The sequence below is a fragment of the Gluconobacter sp. DsW_058 genome (assembly GCF_002153615.1).
Taxonomy (GTDB): Bacteria; Pseudomonadota; Alphaproteobacteria; order Acetobacterales; family Acetobacteraceae; genus Gluconobacter; species Gluconobacter cerinus.
In genome coordinates, this window is the sequence record NZ_JOPH01000041.1 from 43,068 (window position 1) to 58,741 (window position 15,674).

14 protein-coding genes are annotated in these 15,674 nt (G+C 56.3%); 10 read left to right on the top strand and 4 right to left on the bottom strand.

Going from position 1 to position 15,674, the window contains the following annotated elements; translation table 11 throughout:
- Positions 1 to 48: 48 nt before the first annotated feature.
- From HK24_RS09150 to HK24_RS09175, 6 genes are all read left to right on the top strand, one after another.
- Positions 49 to 888 (top strand): aldo/keto reductase, encoded by an 840-nt coding sequence (locus HK24_RS09150; protein WP_086634217.1) that lies wholly within the window; start codon positions 49 to 51, stop codon positions 886 to 888.
- 100 nt (positions 889 to 988) lie between these two features.
- Positions 989 to 1,462 (top strand): flavin reductase family protein, encoded by a 474-nt coding sequence (locus tag HK24_RS09155; protein WP_086634218.1) that lies wholly within the window; start codon positions 989 to 991, stop codon positions 1,460 to 1,462.
- Positions 1,463 to 1,618: 156 nt separating this feature from the next.
- On the top strand, positions 1,619 to 3,820 hold the full coding sequence (locus HK24_RS09160; protein ID WP_233126201.1) for a TonB-dependent siderophore receptor: 2,202 nt from the start codon (positions 1,619 to 1,621) through the stop codon (positions 3,818 to 3,820).
- Positions 3,821 to 3,827: 7 nt separating this feature from the next.
- The gene (locus HK24_RS09165; RefSeq protein ID WP_233126202.1) at positions 3,828 to 4,100 is read left to right on the top strand and encodes a hypothetical protein; all 273 of its coding nucleotides are present in this window, start codon (positions 3,828 to 3,830) and stop codon (positions 4,098 to 4,100) included.
- Positions 4,097 to 4,405: a hypothetical protein gene (locus HK24_RS09170; protein ID WP_086634220.1), complete on the top strand. Its 309-nt coding sequence runs from the start codon at positions 4,097 to 4,099 to the stop codon at positions 4,403 to 4,405. Before HK24_RS09165 ends, HK24_RS09170 begins: the two co-directional genes overlap by 4 nt.
- Positions 4,402 to 5,958: a PepSY domain-containing protein gene (locus tag HK24_RS09175; RefSeq protein ID WP_086634221.1), complete on the top strand. Its 1,557-nt coding sequence runs from the start codon at positions 4,402 to 4,404 to the stop codon at positions 5,956 to 5,958. The genes HK24_RS09170 and HK24_RS09175 overlap by 4 nt, the downstream gene beginning before the upstream one ends.
- Here the strand turns inward: HK24_RS09175 and HK24_RS09180 are convergent.
- Together HK24_RS09180 and queF are read right to left on the bottom strand one after the other, a co-directional pair.
- The gene (locus HK24_RS09180) at positions 5,953 to 6,765 is read right to left on the bottom strand and encodes an aminoglycoside N(3)-acetyltransferase (protein ID WP_086634222.1); all 813 of its coding nucleotides are present in this window, start codon (positions 6,763 to 6,765) and stop codon (positions 5,953 to 5,955) included. The two genes, HK24_RS09175 and HK24_RS09180, sit on opposite strands and share 6 nt — an antisense overlap.
- Positions 6,766 to 6,768: 3 nt before the next feature.
- Positions 6,769 to 7,257: a preQ(1) synthase gene (queF, locus tag HK24_RS09185; RefSeq protein ID WP_046900909.1), complete on the bottom strand. Its 489-nt coding sequence runs from the start codon at positions 7,255 to 7,257 to the stop codon at positions 6,769 to 6,771.
- Between the two features lie 171 nt (positions 7,258 to 7,428).
- On the opposite strand from queF, the gene typA reads away from it, so the two are divergent.
- The 3 genes from typA (at position 7,429) to HK24_RS09200 (ending at position 12,079) form a co-directional block, all read left to right on the top strand.
- On the top strand, positions 7,429 to 9,249 hold the full coding sequence (gene typA, locus HK24_RS09190) for a translational GTPase TypA (protein ID WP_086634249.1): 1,821 nt from the start codon (positions 7,429 to 7,431) through the stop codon (positions 9,247 to 9,249).
- A 275-nt stretch (positions 9,250 to 9,524) separates the two neighbouring features.
- Complete coding sequence (locus tag HK24_RS09195; RefSeq protein WP_046900907.1) at positions 9,525 to 9,824, top strand: hypothetical protein; 300 nt, start codon at positions 9,525 to 9,527, stop codon at positions 9,822 to 9,824.
- Between the two features lie 149 nt (positions 9,825 to 9,973).
- The gene (locus HK24_RS09200; RefSeq protein WP_086634224.1) at positions 9,974 to 12,079 is read left to right on the top strand and encodes a type IV pilus biogenesis/stability protein PilW; all 2,106 of its coding nucleotides are present in this window, start codon (positions 9,974 to 9,976) and stop codon (positions 12,077 to 12,079) included.
- 104 nt (positions 12,080 to 12,183) lie between these two features.
- Here HK24_RS09200 and HK24_RS09205 read toward each other — a convergent pair whose 3' ends face one another.
- On the bottom strand, positions 12,184 to 13,437 hold the full coding sequence (locus HK24_RS09205) for a D-amino acid dehydrogenase (RefSeq protein ID WP_086634225.1): 1,254 nt from the start codon (positions 13,435 to 13,437) through the stop codon (positions 12,184 to 12,186).
- Positions 13,438 to 13,534: 97 nt separating this feature from the next.
- A complete protein-coding gene (locus tag HK24_RS09210; RefSeq protein WP_086634226.1) occupies positions 13,535 to 14,557 on the bottom strand; it encodes an NAD(P)/FAD-dependent oxidoreductase in 1,023 nt (340 codons plus the stop codon).
- A gap of 46 nt (positions 14,558 to 14,603) precedes the next feature.
- Between HK24_RS09210 and HK24_RS09215 the strand changes: the two genes are divergently transcribed.
- Positions 14,604 to 15,671: a glycosyltransferase family 4 protein gene (locus HK24_RS09215; RefSeq protein ID WP_086634227.1), complete on the top strand. Its 1,068-nt coding sequence runs from the start codon at positions 14,604 to 14,606 to the stop codon at positions 15,669 to 15,671.
- The last annotated feature ends 3 nt before the right edge of the window (positions 15,672 to 15,674 follow it).

The following is a 15,674-nucleotide window of genomic DNA, read 5'->3' on the forward strand; positions in this document are numbered from 1 at the left end:
CGACCAGGCGTTTGATATGTAAGAACAAGATTTGAAAAGGAATTTCTGATGAACGATGAGGTGCCATATCTGGATAACCAGACAAGAATTACACTGAACGATGGCCGGGTCATTCCGCAGCTCGGGCTGGGCGTCTGGAAGACGCTCCCTGAAGAAACAGCAACGGTTGTGCGGGAGGCTGTGAAGCTCGGATATCATTCTGTCGATACAGCGCGTCTTTATCGGAACGAAGATGGCGTTGGTGAAGCTCTGGCGGATTATCCTGATGTATTCGTGACGACGAAGGTCTGGAATGACGAACAGGGCTACGACAATACGCTGCGTGCCTATGAGGAGAGCTGCCGGCTGCTGCGTCGTCCGGTTCTGGATATGTACCTCATTCACTGGCCGATGCCGGAGCAGGGTCAGTATGTGGAAACATGGAAGGCACTCGTGACCTTACAAAAAGAGGGGCGCGTGAAGTCCATCGGGGTGTCCAATTTCGAGCCGGACCATCTGTCGCGTATTATGGATGCAACTGGTGTCGTTCCGGCGGTCAACCAGATTGAGCTTCATCCATTTTTCCAGCAGAAGGCGCTCCGTGCCTTTAACGAGCAGCACAATATTCGCACGGAATCATGGCGCCCGCTCGGGAAAGGGCAGGTACTGGATAATGCGACGATTGGGGAGGTTGCCCGGAGCGTTGGTCGGACACCCGCTCAGGTCATTATCCGCTGGCACCTTCAGAACGGTCTGATCGTGATCCCGAAATCAGCGAACCCAAAAAGACTGGCTGAAAATCTGGACGTCTTCGACTTCACCCTCACTGAGAGTGACATGGCAGCGATTGAGAAACTTGATCGCGAAGATGGCCGTATGGGCGCGCATCCGATGACTGCCCGTTTCTGAAGAAGAGAGCGTCCAGCGGTTCCCTCGCTTCTGGTGACGGTCAGGGTTCTCCTGTAATGGTGCCGGAACCAAAAATTCCGACGATGGCAGGAGAGTTGTCATGACGACACTGAATGAGCAGGACTTTCGCCGGGCGATGTCCCATTTCGCAACGGGTGTCGCAGTTGTGACCGCCAAGGGAAGTGAAGGCGAACAGGGTGCAACCATCAGCGCCCTGACATCTGTTTCCCTTGATCCGCTCCTGCTTCTGATCTGCCTGCATCGTGGCAGCTCGACTTATAAAGCGATTGCTGAAGCCGGACGTTTTGGTCTGAGCATCCTGAACAACATCCACAAGGATGTGGCTATGCTGTTTGCCAGCCGAACGGCGGACAAATTCGGGTCAGACGTTGTGGTGCGGGCGGAAGATGGCACAGCCTTCATCGATGGCGCGCTGGTGCAGATGCATTGCGAACTCGTCGAGACGTTCCAAGGTGGCACGCATGCATTGTTTATGGCGAAGCCCACGTCCATCACTGTTCGTGATGAAGCCCCGTTACTGTACTTCCAGGGGCAGTTAGGAATTGAAGCGTAACCATTCGTCGGCTTTGGTTACAGGGATATGACCTGTAGGTCATGATCTGAAAAAGTGATGGAAATTTCGAAGCTTTTTTCGAAATTCCTCATTTTTCGTTGTTGAGAATAATTATCATTAGTGTTATCTCCGCGCTCGCTTTTCGGAGATTTTGTGATGCGGGTACGGTCGTGTCTTATTCCCTGTGCAACGATGTTGCTGGGGCTGCCTTCGGGTCTGGTGCTTGCGCAGGAGCCGGAGAAGGAACGTCCGAGGCATTATCAGCATCCGCCTTCGGGCCGCGAAAAAGCCGCTGAACACTCCAGGCATGACGGTCATTCCCCTGAGCTGTCACGGGAAGAGCGTCTGGAAGTGAAGGGCAGTCATGTCGGGTTGCTAGCGGCTGGCGGAAATGCTGCGACCAAGACATCCACGCCACTTGAAGACGTGCCCCAGAACCTGACCGTCATTACGCAGGCCCGCATGACGATGCTGAACGCCCGGAGTATTTCCGAAGCAGTTCGCTATGCGGCCGGTGTTTCCGATTATGGCTCAAAGGATGATCCACGCGGCTATTTCGGAACAATCCGTGGATTTTCTCCGGATATTTACCTTGATGGCACACGGACGCCGGACGCGACGACGTCTTTTTCCTACAGCATTGAGCCGTGGGGCCTTGAGGAAATGGACGTGCTGCGTGGTGCCTCGTCCGCGCTGTATGGGTCGGGACAGCTTGGCGGCATCATCAATGCTGTCAGCAAGCGCCCGCGGTTGAATCAGCAAAATCAGGTGACGTTCCAGACCGGGTCTTACAGTCGTGTTCAGGGTGCGGCAGATGTGGGTGGAGCGTTGAACGCCTCCAAGACACTCCTGTGGCGCTTCAACGGATTGATCCGAAAATCCGACACGTATGCCAAGAACATCAAGAACAATGAGATTTACGTCGCGCCTTCCGTCAGCTGGCGTCCGGACAGCAAGACGGATTTTACGATCCTTGCCAGTTACGAGCAGGTCGACGGCGGGTCCACGTCCCAGTTTCTTCCCGCAAACGGAACGCTTTATGCGAGCCCATACGGCTATATTGCGCGCAATTTCCTGAACAGCGATGCAGACTATGATGTTTACTCAAAGCGCCAGGCTTCCATCGGCTACAGCTTCACACGTCATCTGACGCCCAACTGGACCATCAGTCAGAACATGCGTTACGCGCATATTGATGCGTCATACCGATATGTGACGGCTGTTGCCCTGTCTGCTGACCAGAGAACTCTGACGCGTCAGGCTCTGTTGCAGTCCTCGAACTATAACAATGTCACGCTGGATACGCGCTCAAACCTGAAGCTCAGGACGGGGCCTGTTCACCATGAGTTACTGGTCGGTGTGGATTTTCGCAGTGACTTTATGGCGTTCCGTCGTGGGCAAAAGACAGCGCCCTCTCTTGATCTGTACAATCCCGTTTACAATCCGATTTCCTGGCCGACCTACGGTACGACCACCAATACAAACGAGACAGAAACACAAACAGGCCTTTACGCGCAGGAACAGGCAGACTGGCATCGTTTCTACCTGACGCTTTCTGGCCGTGAGGATTTCACGCAAAGCCTGACGGTCAATAATCGGACGGGGGAGCAGACCCCTCAGCAGAACAATGCCTTCACCGGGCGTGTTGGGTTGCTTTACAAATCCGCCATCGGTCTGGCGCCGTATGTGTCTTATGCAACGTCTTTTCAGCCTCAGGTTGGAACGACACGTGAGAACACGCCTTTTCTGCCGACACGCGGACGGCAGATCGAAGCTGGCCTGAAATACAAGCCTCCACATGGCACGCCCTGGGGTGAAGATTTCATGCTAACGGCTGACTTCTTCAATCTGGTCGAAAGCAATGTTCTGACGACTGACCCAGCTGATTCGACCTATGACATTCAGACGGGCGAACAAAGAACACGGGGCTTCGAGGCGGAAGGCGTGGGTCGTCTCCCCTACAAGATCGATATGCTGGCGTCGTTCACCTATCAGGATCCTCGCATCACGAAGACGACCGTCGCGGCCCAGAAAAACCAGCGTCCAGTGGCCATCCCATCTCACATGGCATCCCTGTTCCTGAAGCGTGATTTCCATCTGGCCCGAAACTGGGTGACGGGTCTGGGTGCTGGTGTGCGCTATACGGGCAACACGGCAGGCGCACTCCCTGCGACCTTCACGGTTCCAAGCCAGCTTGTCTGGGATTTGCAGGCGCACATCGATTATCAGCGCTTCGGAATTCAGTTCAACGGCACCAATATTGCAAACCGCCACTACGTCGCCGCATGTACGCGCTCGGTTGCTTGTGCATGGGCGCCAGGGCGGGCAGTCTTCGTCACTCTGTCCTATCGTTGGTGAGCGACCGGTGGTGTTTGAACTCCTCTCTGTAGTCCTGACAAGTCTCGCGGCCGGACTGTTTTACCTTTCTGTACCGTCTCAGTGTCTACTGCGCCGCTCTCTTTCGCCGCGTGAGGGCTTATTGCCGGGGCTGCTCAGCCTGTTGGCTGCTGTGGGGGTGATGAGCCTGAGAATGCATTTTCTGACCGCACTGCTGATCGTCGGAACCGTGCTAATGCTGGCGTGTATTCTGCTGCCTCTGACACTGGCGATTTTCAGGCCTCAGGGGCGCACATTGTGAGTGGTACGACGCAGCCCAAGCCATTGGATGGCACAGGATGGATCGGGAAGGTGTTGGCTGGACTGATACTCGGCGCCACGCTGGCGATCGGTCTGATGGGCATTTTGGGGCTGCTGTTTCACGCCGATGCCCAGCTTAAAACCGCAGCATCCCAGATTTTGCGCTGGTTTCCCGGGCCTGTCTGGGGGCTCGTGGTGGCATTTTCTTTCCTGTTCCGCTCACCCCGTCAGGCATGGCTGACGCTGGTTCTCGTCAATGCCGTGGTGTGGGTCCTGTTTTTCCTGCTGCATGGTGTCATGGCATGAAAATTCGCGGGGATGTCGTCCGGCTTTACCGGAATGTTCATAGCTGGGTGGGCATTATGGCAGGGCTGTTCCTGTTCATCGCCTTTTACGCAGGCGGCATGACGATGTTTGAATTGCCGCTGGGGAACTGGGCCTCTCGCACAGCTACTTTGCCAGCGCCGGTTCCGGCAGATCGCCTGTCCGAGCTGGTGCAGAAGGCCGAGACGGCAGATCCGTCCATGATTGCCAACCATACTGTGGTTTTGCATCCGGATGAGACCAGTCCATCGAGCCTCATGTGGGTTGTCTCATCAGACAGGGATCATGGGCCTGCACGGACAGTTTATGCAGGTCTGGCCGCAGATGGCACACTCGTTACCCAGACGAGAACACCCTCGCAGGTCGGGTATTTCCTCAACATCCTGCATCAAAGAATAGGCCTTCCCCTGAACCGGGAATATGGGCGCCTCATTATGGGGATTGTGGCGCTTTTGTATGCTGTGGCTCTCGTGTCGGGCACGATTGTTCTGCTGCCCTCTCTGGTTCGTAATCTCTTTGCCGTAAGACTGACCGAAAATCTGCGCCGCATGTGGCTCGATTTCCATACGTTGCTGGGTGTTTGCTCCCTGCCGTTTCACATCGTGATGGCTGCAACGGCTGCCGGGTTTGCATTTCATCAGCCCATCATGGCGTTGGAAAAAACCCTGTTTCTGCCAGCAGTGTCCGCACATCCGCCTCAGAAAAATCACTCGCACCAGGGTGACCGGCTTCAGGCACTTCTTGAGCCACTGGCTATTGTCGATGCCTTTCGAAAGCAGGTTCCGGGGCTTGAGCCGGACACGCTGGCCTATTCCAGCCGGGGCGGGAAGCTGTCTTTGCACGTGACGGTACAGGACGCTGCGCAGATCAGCCGGCGACCGGATGGGGGGTATGGCGAGGTCAATCCTTACACAGGGCGCCTGATCTCAACTGATTTTCTGCCTAACCATCAGAAGCCGGCATTCCAGGCCCTTACATTGATCTACGCTCTGCATTTCGGGACTTACGGAGGGTGGCTGATCCGGTGGGGCTATGCTGTTTTGGGGTTTGGTGGAGCATTCCTGTTTTACTCAGGCAATCAGCTCTGGATCTCATCACGCAGGCGCCGTGACCGCTCGGCAGGTCTGACGGAAGACAGCTTTGGAACGCGCTGCCTTTCGGCTCTGACAACAGGCTGTATGATTGGCTGCATCAGCGGTGTATCCGCAGTTTTTGCTGCCGCGCCTTTCTTACCAGAAGGCGGCCACTACCAGGCAGCCGAGGCCCTGTTTTACGCGGTCTTTTTCATCTGCCTCACTGTCGCTGCGTGTTGGGGCGGAACGAGAAGTCTTCGTCCCCTTCTAACTGCGGCTGGCGTGCTGACCCTGCTGATCCCCCTGACGGACATGACACGATCTCTGACGTCGGGAGAGGTTACGTCCTTGGCTGTGAGTGTGGATGGTGTGGCGCTTGTTTATGGAGTGGTTCTCATGGTGCTGGCCCTCAGAAAGAGCCCGCACGGGGGGACTGAAATACGCATCCCGGTTACGTCATAAGGGGGACGGTAAGCTCCACATTTCCACGGCCATATCAACGGCCTGAGCGACTGGAAATAGCCGCGATGGGGCCGCCCCGACATGGCCATGTTGCAGCATGGCCTGCCCATCTAGCTTTGCCCCGATGGCCGGAAAGCGCTCCACATTCGTTTGCGGCATGCGGAACCGGACCCAACGACGTTCTTCATCCACCGGCAGAGCAGTTCCGTCTTCAAACGTGGGACCGTGCGGATCTGAGAGGCGTTCCGCCAGATGAAGCGCCGTACAGGTTTCCCAGCCTGTGCCGATCATCAGCACGTAAGCGCCGCACTGGTTCAGAACCGCGAGAGGGGAAACAACGCCAAACGGGTCTTCGAGAGGCTGGCTGGAGAGGATGTCTGCAGCCCGTGGCCCCCGGGCTGTAAAGGAAACCTGCGGATGCAGGCTTCGGAGCGTTCCAGGCCACGTGCGGAAGGTCTCGGCAACGGTGCCAACGCCCCGCGTGGAGGTTGTGCGGGGATCGAACGCTGGCATGCTGGCCCGGATCGTGTCCCACCAGGTCTGTGGAACGGGTGGATCACACCATCCGGCGGGATCGCTCAGGTCCGAAGACTGCGCAGGCATGACGATCGTGCCTTCCGGCCCCACAACCTGAAGAAGAGCCTCAATAACACTTCTTGCCCCGCCACAGATCCAGCCAATACGGCTCATGGCCGTATGAACCAGAACCGTCATGCCGGGTTCAAGGCCAATCCGTCTGAAATCAACCGCCAGCCGTGCCTGGGTGACAGGCCCGCGGGCACGGGCAATGGCAGCCGCTTCAGTCATGTCTCAGCCACGGCCCCGATAGCCGGGAACGTCCTGTGAGGGAATCCAGACGCCTGCTGGTGGCTCACCTGTCTGCCAGAAGACATCGATTGGGATGCCGCCGCGGGGGTACCAGTAGGCTCCGATGCGCAGCCATTCCGGATCGAGCAGTTCGACAAGGCGTTCGGCAATCGCAACGGAGCAATCCTCGTGGAAAGCGCCGTGGTTGCGGAAGCTGGTCAGGTACAGTTTGAGAGACTTGCTCTCCACGATCCATTTGCTCGGGATGTAATCGATGACGATGTGCGCGAAGTCCGGCTGGCCCGTCACGGGGCAAAGAGATGTGAACTCCGGTGCCGTGAAGCGCACGACGTATTTGCGACCCTGATGAGGGGAGGGTACACGCTCCAGAACGGCTTCTTCCGGGCTGTTTGCTGCAGGCGTGTTACGGCCAAGCTGGCTCAGGGCGTCAGTTCCCGGGGCGGAAGGCCCGGTTGGATGATGGTCAGACATGGTGGATTCTTCTCGCGGAAAGACTGTGTTTTCCGAAGATGTGGACCAGCTTTGCGCCTCACTCAACCCGGCCCCTTTACGAAAAGACTGCGACAGAGTTTGCATATTCGCGGGATTCGGTGCAGAAGACGGCGCAAATTCTCATCTTCGATGCACCGTCTGGAAGACCAAATGGAAATCCGTAACATCGCCATCATCGCGCACGTCGATCATGGCAAAACCACGCTGGTTGACGCGCTCCTCAAGCAGTCCGGCTCTTTCCGCGAGAACCAGCACGTTGCTGACCGCGCGATGGACAGCAATGATCTCGAACGCGAGCGTGGCATCACCATTCTTGCCAAGTGCACATCCGTTGTCTGGAAAGACTCGCGTATCAACATCATTGATACGCCGGGCCATGCTGACTTCGGTGGCGAAGTCGAGCGTATCCTGAGCATGGTGGATGGCGCGATCATCCTTGTTGATGCCGCTGAAGGCGCTCTGCCGCAGACGAAGTTCGTTCTGGGCAAGGCTCTGGCCCGTGGCATCCGCCCGATCGTGGTCGTGAACAAGATCGACCGTAGCGACGCGCGTCCGGACGAAGTGCACGAAGAAATCTTCGATCTGTTCGCATCCCTGGGCGCTGACGAGCACCAGCTCGACTTCCCGATGCTGTACGCTTCCGGTCGTCAGGGCTGGGCTGATCTTGAGCTGGACGGACCGAAGAAGGACCTGTCCCCGCTGTTCGATCTGGTTCTGCGCCACGTCCCGACGCCAAACGTCGACAAGGATGCGCCTTTCGGCATGGTTGCAACCATCCTTGAGAGCGACAACTTCCTTGGCCGTATCCTGACGGGTCGTATCGATCAGGGCCGTGCGAAGGTGAACATGCCGGTTCGCGTGCTCCGTCCGGACGGAACGGTTGTCGAAACCGGCCGTCTGACCAAGCTGCTGTCTTTCCGTGGTCTGGACCGCGTGCCGGTTGATGAAGCCGAAGCTGGTGACATCGTGGCCGTTGCTGGTCTGTCCGAAGCAACGATTCCGGACACGATTGCTGATCCGTCCATCAGCGAGCCGCTGCCGTCCCGCCCGGTTGATCCGCCGACCCTGTCCATGACCTTCCGCATCAACGATGGTCCGCTGGGTGGCCGTGAAGGCAAGAAGGTTACGTCCCGTCAGATCCGTGACCGTCTCTTCAAGGAAACCGAAGGCAACGTGGCCATTAAGGTTACGGAAAGCCCGGAAAGCGAAGCTTTTGAAGTTGCCGGTCGTGGTGAACTTCAGCTTGGCGTTCTGATTGAGCAGATGCGTCGTGAAGGCTTTGAGCTGACGATCGGTCGTCCGCGCGTTCTCTTCCGTGAAAACGAAGAGACCGGCGATCGTGAAGAGCCATTCGAAGAAGTTCTGGTCGACGTTGACGAGCCGTATTCTGGTGTTGTCGTCGAAAAGATGTCCCTGCGTAAGGGTGTGATGCAGGACATGCGTCCGTCCGGTGGTGGCAAGGTTCGTCTGACGTTCCTGATCCCGTCCCGTGGCCTGATCGGCTATCACGGTGAGTTCCTGACCGACACGCGCGGTACGGGCCTCATGAACCGTCTGTTCCATGGTTATCTGCCATATGTCGGCACGATCGAAGGCCGTCGTAACGGCTCGCTGATCTCCGCTGAAGATGGTCAGACAACGCAGTACGCGCTGTTTGCCCTTCAGGATCGTGGCACGATGTTCGTGGACGCTGGCGAGAAGATTTACACAGGCATGATCCTGGGTGAGCACTCCCGCGAGAACGATCTGGACATCAATGCGGTCCGTGAAAAGAAGCTGACCAACATGCGTGCATCCGGCAAGGACGAAGCCCTGCTTCTGACGCCGCCGCGCCGTATGAGCCTTGAGCAGGCCATCGCCTACATTGAAGACGATGAGCTGGTTGAAGTGACGCCGTCCGCCATTCGTATCCGTAAGCGTTACCTGGATCCGAACGAGCGTAAGCGCGCTTCCAAAAGCCGCGAAAGCTGATCTTTCCCATCAGGGAATAGATTTCGAAGAACGCGCACCGGGTTTCCGGTGCGCGTTTTTTTATGGCTGAGAGTCGAGAGGCAAGAAATCAGGAAGTCCTCGACGGGACTTTGGCGGAATTGAGGCGTCTTTGCGAAGAGGAACCTCTATCCCCCTGAAATTTCATAAAGTTAATGCACGACGAAGACGCGCACTGGTGCTAATTTCAGAGCATGGCCACTTCGAGTTTTCTGAAATGTGGTCCGTTTTTCAGTTCTCTGGAGCTTCGTTCTCAGATGCGCCTTTTCAATCGTTCCCTAATCGCCGCCGTTTCTGCTCTGGCCCTGACAGCTGCTCCGGCTTTCGCTGATCCAGTGTCTGCTCCGGTCGAAGCAACGCCTGCTCCGACGGCTCCTGCCGCGCCAGCAGAACCGGCTGCGCCTGCCGCCGCTCCGGAAGCAGCATCCACGGATGCCGCAACGTCTGACAAGACGAGCACCACGAAGAAGCATCATCACAAGAAGCACCACCACAAGAAGCACAAGAAGGCTGCCGCTGCTGCCTCCACGACGGATGAAGCAGCGCCGTCCAACTAATGGCGGCTTACCCGGTTTTACCGGGTGGTAAGTAGAGGAAAGCGGGATCGGCTCAGGCTGGTCCCGCTTTTTTTGTTTTTACTGTACGGTTACCCCAGACTTGTTGCGTTCAAGATTATCGTCCCGTCAATTTTCCGGATTTGGATTTCATGACTTCTTATCTTCTGTCTTGGCATGGAACACTGCTTGCCAGCAGGGAAGCCTGCCTCTGCACAGCATCCTTTGCAGACGTCTTGCTAAAAGTGGTCACACCAGTTCTGGTAGAAAACGGTTATGAAGTGACACCTGCCCGGTCTGGGCTCGTGCTTCGCGAGCTGCCTGACACAACACGACCTTTGTGTGTTCTGAGGATGGGAACAGAGTTTCTCTCCAGCCGAAATTCCATGGATCTGGACTGGACGGGGCATCACATGGACTGGGAGAGCTTTCTTCCAATCCGGGCATCTCTCATTCCTGTCCTTCATGCTCTGCTGTCGCGCAGATGGTCTATGGGGAAAGGGTCTTTGCACCTCCCATATATTCGTGAATTTTCTCTCGTAATTGGGGAGCAGGCATGGCCTCTCGAAACCCTGATGGCCACGAGAGAAGATGATATCGTTCTCTTGGAGACTGAAGGCGAAGAGACCCTCTGGATCTTGGAATCTTGCCCGTCCAAAGCCTTATCTCAACTGTTGAATGCCCTGTCTGAGAGTCTCATGGGCACTGATTCAACGTCCGAAACTGAATGGCTGAACAGGCAAATTCTTAAAGTTTCCGTCGCTCCGCATGAAATCATTCATATTCTGTATCTGGCGTTGATGTGCGCAGAGCAGGGGCGATTGGATTTTGCCCAGGAATTTTTGAAATGTGCCCGACTGTATGATGAGCGTCCTGATCTCATCTACTTTCAGGCCATTCTGTCGGAGCGGATGGGAGATCATGCTGCCGCGACAGCGCACCTGTCTCAGGCGCTTGCACAGCAGTTCCCTGATCCGAGCATAATCAGGCAATTTGGGTATCTTGAGACCAGAATGGCAGAAGGAGAGAACATGCTTCTTCTTCTCCCAGAACTGATGCAACAGGTTTCAGGAAGTGGCTTCGATCCTCTTTTTGATTCCCTGATGCTCTCCCAGAAGTTGGCCATAACAAATAATCAGGATGTGGTGCAGGCCTACAGTCTGATGTTTGAGCAGTCCTGTTTCAGTAAAGGTCGAGACCGTGGCCTGGCGCTTTTGCGGCATGAGCAGACATGTAATGGCATCCGTTACTGGAGCGAGATTTGTTTGGGGCATGACGCGTGGCTGTCCGGGGATCGAGCTGCCGCAGACAAGCATTATAGCGAGGCCAAGACCCAAGCCATCGAAACCGGGATCATGCCAATTCACTATAATTGCGGTGTGTTTTCGTGGCTGCCTGAAAATGAAGTTGCAGGCCTTGAAAACAAAGTCGTGGAAGACCGTCTTGGAACTTCGGGGTGGACTTGGAAGTCCAGTGTTCTTCCGGGGCAGGAGGACGTTCAGCCAGAGCTTTGTCTGGTTTTCGGATGTGATACTGGATACTTCCAGTTCATTCCCAAGCTAGTGCTGTCTCTGCTGAAAGTGTGCATGGCCCGACCCAAGGGTGGCCGCATCCGGCTCTGTTTGGGTGTCGATAGCCCGACGAATGAACAGTTGGACTGGTTGGAAGAGATAGTCAGTGCCTTGTCAGTGCATGATTATGGGCTTGATTTCACCTTCGCGCATGGCCCGCTGACCTACCGCGACGGTGCAACCTATACGGCCATTCGATATCTGATTTTTCCGGAAATTGCCAAGCGCTGGAGCTGTCCGGTCATTACTGCAGACTGCGACGGCTACTTTCCGTCAGACTTTTTGACACTCTGGGAAGAGATGAAAGCCACGGCAGATTATGGCTTCCGCCTTTATGCATACGATAAGGCCGGGCATCAGTTTTTTGGAGAGCCGTGGGGTTTTGGGGCTGGCATCTCCTACTTTGGGAATGCGGAGAAAGTGCCCGACATCGCCCGTTTCCTGCATAATTATCTTCAAATTGCCTACAATTCGGATAATCCGACCAACTGGTGTATCGACCAATGCGCTTTAGTGCAGGCTTACAGGCAGTTTGTAGCACCAGATTGGGAGACGTTGCGTATTCGCTTCATGGATGACGGAACACCGTTGATGGTGATGCCCCATCATGTTGGTGGTAAGCAGGAGCTGCTTGAGCACGAAGGCACAGTGTCCGCAGAGGACGTTCAGGCTTTTCTGTCCGCTTGAGCGGAAGAGTATGGCTAAAAACCGATTTTGGCAGATCACGTCAGATCGGTCTGCCAGAGAAACAATGCTGCTATCAGCTTTATAAAGCCGATAGCAGCATTGTTTTACAGATAACGGTCGAGAGAGAGATCCAGTGACGGGATGGCCGTCTGTCGGCCGGAGATCTGGTCTGCAACGATCTGGCCGGAGCCCGCTGCCATGGTCCAGCCAAGCGTGCCGTGACCGGTGTTAAGCCACAGATTGCCGTAGCGCGGAGCTGGTCCGACGATGGGTGTGCCATCTGGCGTGCAGGGACGCAGGCCTGTCCAGTAACGGGCGGCGGAGAGGTCGCCGCCGCCGTACATCTCGTTGAAGGATAGTTCCAGCGTTTCACGACGGTCCGGGCTGAGGCGCAGGCTGAAGCCAGTCAGTTCGGCTGTTCCGCCAATACGGATGCGATCCCCGAGGCGCGTGATGGCAACCTTGTAGGTTTCATCATTCACCGTGGATACCGGCGCACGGCTCTCGTCTGTGATTGGCATGGTCAAGGAGTATCCCTTGACCGGATAGATCGGCAGACGCAGCTCCAGCGGCTTCATCAGGCGCGGGGAGTAGCTGCCAAGAGCCAGCACATACGCATCTGCTGTTAGGCGGCCAGCGCTGGTACGAATGCTTACGATGGATTTGTCAGCCGCTTCGATGGCTTCAATCGTGGTGCCAAGACGGAACTTCACACCCTTCTGCTCTGCCATGGCGGCGAGACGACGTGTGAAGAGATGCGCATCACCCGTCTGGTCGCCTGGAAGGCGGAGGCCACCGCGCAGGCGATGGCGGGCATGGGCCAGACCCGGCTCATGCGCAATGATTTCATCGACGTTCAGAAGCTGATGATCCACGCCGCTTTCTGCCAGAAGACGCATGTCTTCGGCTGCGTGTTCGACCTGGGCATCCGCCCGGAAAAGCTGGATCAGACCCTTTTGGTCACCGTCATACGCGATGCCGGTTTCGTCGCGCAGGGCGTCGATTTTATCGCGGGCATACTCCGCAATCCGAAGCATACGGCTCTTGTTAATGTCGTATGCTTTTTCCGAACAGTTCGCGAGCAGCTCGCCCATGAAGCGGAACATGGCCGTATCGAAGCGCGGGCGGATGATCAGCGGGCTGTGTTTGCTGGTCATCCATTTGGCGACTTTGAACGGCAGACCCGGCATGGCCCATGGTGTCGAGTAACCAGGGGAGACCTGACCGGCGTTGGCGAAGGACGTTTCAAGCCCTACGCCAGGCTGCCGGTCAATAACCTCAACTTCATGACCTTCCTGAGCAAGATACCAGGCGGTTGTCACGCCGATGACGCCGGCGCCCATGACGATGATTTTCATGACAGTTCTGCTGCTTTCCGATTGGTAGAAAACCGTATTTTCGATTTGGTACCGATCAGATCAGCACCAGCGGAAACGGTTGTCTACCCCCGGGTTTTCAGCCCGGAACGCCCTTGCTGGTGGAATATTCGAAGTGCAGGGCTGTATCCGGATGAACTATGGCGTGAATGGCATGAACTGCCATCGCACCTTCAGAAAATCCCTGAAGAATTAATTTAAGCTTACCAGGATAGGTTGCCACATCGCCGATGGCGAAAATGCCTGGTGTGCTGCTTTCCAAGGTCGCCGGGGTGACCGGAACCGTGTTGCGATGCGTGTCCAGACCCCAAAGCGCGATCGGACCGAGATCCGTGGAAAGACCATAGAACGGCAGGAGCGTATCAGCGTCCAGATGGCGGGATTCGCCAGCCAGAGTAGTGACTTCCACGGCAGAAAGCTGGCCGTCCGTACCATGCAGGGCGTGAAGCTGGTACGGGACGACCTTTTCAATGCGGCCTGCTTTGATCTGATCGTCAATGCGGGACAGTGTTTCCGGGGCACCGCGGAAGCGGTCTCGGCGATGCAGCAGATAAATGTGCTCAGCAACCTCTGAAAGCGACAGCGCCCAATCCAGAGCAGAATCGCCACCACCGGCAACGACAATTTTCTTGCTGGCGAAATCAGCACGCTTCTTGACGTAGTACTGAACTGCACCCGTGCGCTCATACGCTTCCAGTCCGTCTAGCGGTGGACGGTTCGGACCGAATGCGCCAGCACCAGCGGCGATGATGACAGCCTTGGCTTTCACGGTGTCGCCACGTACTGTGGTGAGCGTGAAGTCTCCTCGGTGGCCCGTCAGGGTTTCCACGCGGGAGCCGAGCAGACGGGGAACGTCGAACGGTGCAATCTGCTGATCCAGCGCTTCGATGAGTGCGCCGCCCTCAATGGAAGGGTGCGCCGGAATGTCATAGATCGGCTTTTCCGGATATAGCGCCGCGCACTGACCGCCAATACTGTCGAGCGCGTCAATCAGGACGCAGCTCAGTTTGAGCATTCCGCATTCAAAGGCTGCGAAGAGGGCGGTCGGACCGGCGCCAACAATTGCGACGTCGGTGGAGAGGGTTTGAGGTGAAATCGTCATATCTGTTTCTTAGGCGTTTTGAGTTGAATGGGGTAGACCATCCCGCATGCGGTGCGCCTTTGTCATCCAACATATTAATGCAACAGGCGGAACCGAGCGCTCTGCCTGCGCGGTGATGAACGGGCTTGTTCAGCGGGATGTGACGGTTCATCTGCTGGAACTGGTGGGAAACGGCCCGCCCGTCTTTCCGCTGGATGACAGAATTCCCGTAAAATCCCTGTTTGAAAAGCCGGTAAAAATTTTCAACTCCTGGCCACGAATTGTTGGGAAACTGGTGCGCTATCTGAAGCGTCACCGCATCGACACACTAATTGTCGTGGAAGCCACACATGCTCTGTATGGCGTGGCTGCGGCCCGTCTGGCCGGGTGTCGGTGCATCGTGTGGGAGCACTTCAATTTCAACATTGCGCTGGGGCGTCGCAAACGGGTCTGGGGGCGGCAGATTGCGGCCAAATGGGCTGATGATGTGGTGGTCCTGACGGCGCGTGACAAAGCGCTCTGGCAGGCAGGACTATCCCTCAAAGCGTCTCTGTCAGTCATTCCAAATATGGCCCCCCCGGTCTGGCAGACAGCTTATGCGCAGACTTCTCGTCTTGTTCTGACGGCAGGTCGGCTGACCGCTCAGAAAGGCTATGATCTCCTTCTGAAAGCCTGGGCGATTATAGAAGCCGATCAACGCGGAGCAGCCTGGTCTCTGCTTATTCGTGGAGACGGACCGGACCGGCTCATGCTTCTGCAACAGGCGGCGTGCCTGAAGCGGGTGACGATTGCACCCGCGACTCCTCATCTTGACGACGATTACCGGCAGGCCGCGCTCTACGTGTGTTCATCGCGCTACGAAGGGCTGCCGATGGTTCTGCTTGAGGCTGCCTCAGCGGGATTGCCGGTGGTGGCTTTCGATTGCGAAACCGGCCCGGCGGAAGTGGTTGTGCCGGAGAAAACAGGAATTCTCGTGCCACCAGAAGATCATATCGGACTTGCTGAAGCTATTCTGGCTCTGATGGAGCAGAATGAAAAAAGGGGGGCCATGTCTGACATGGCCCGCCTTAAAGCACTGGAATTTCAGGAAGGCCCCATCATGGATCGATGGATGGCTCTCCTGGGTCAGTCCTGACTT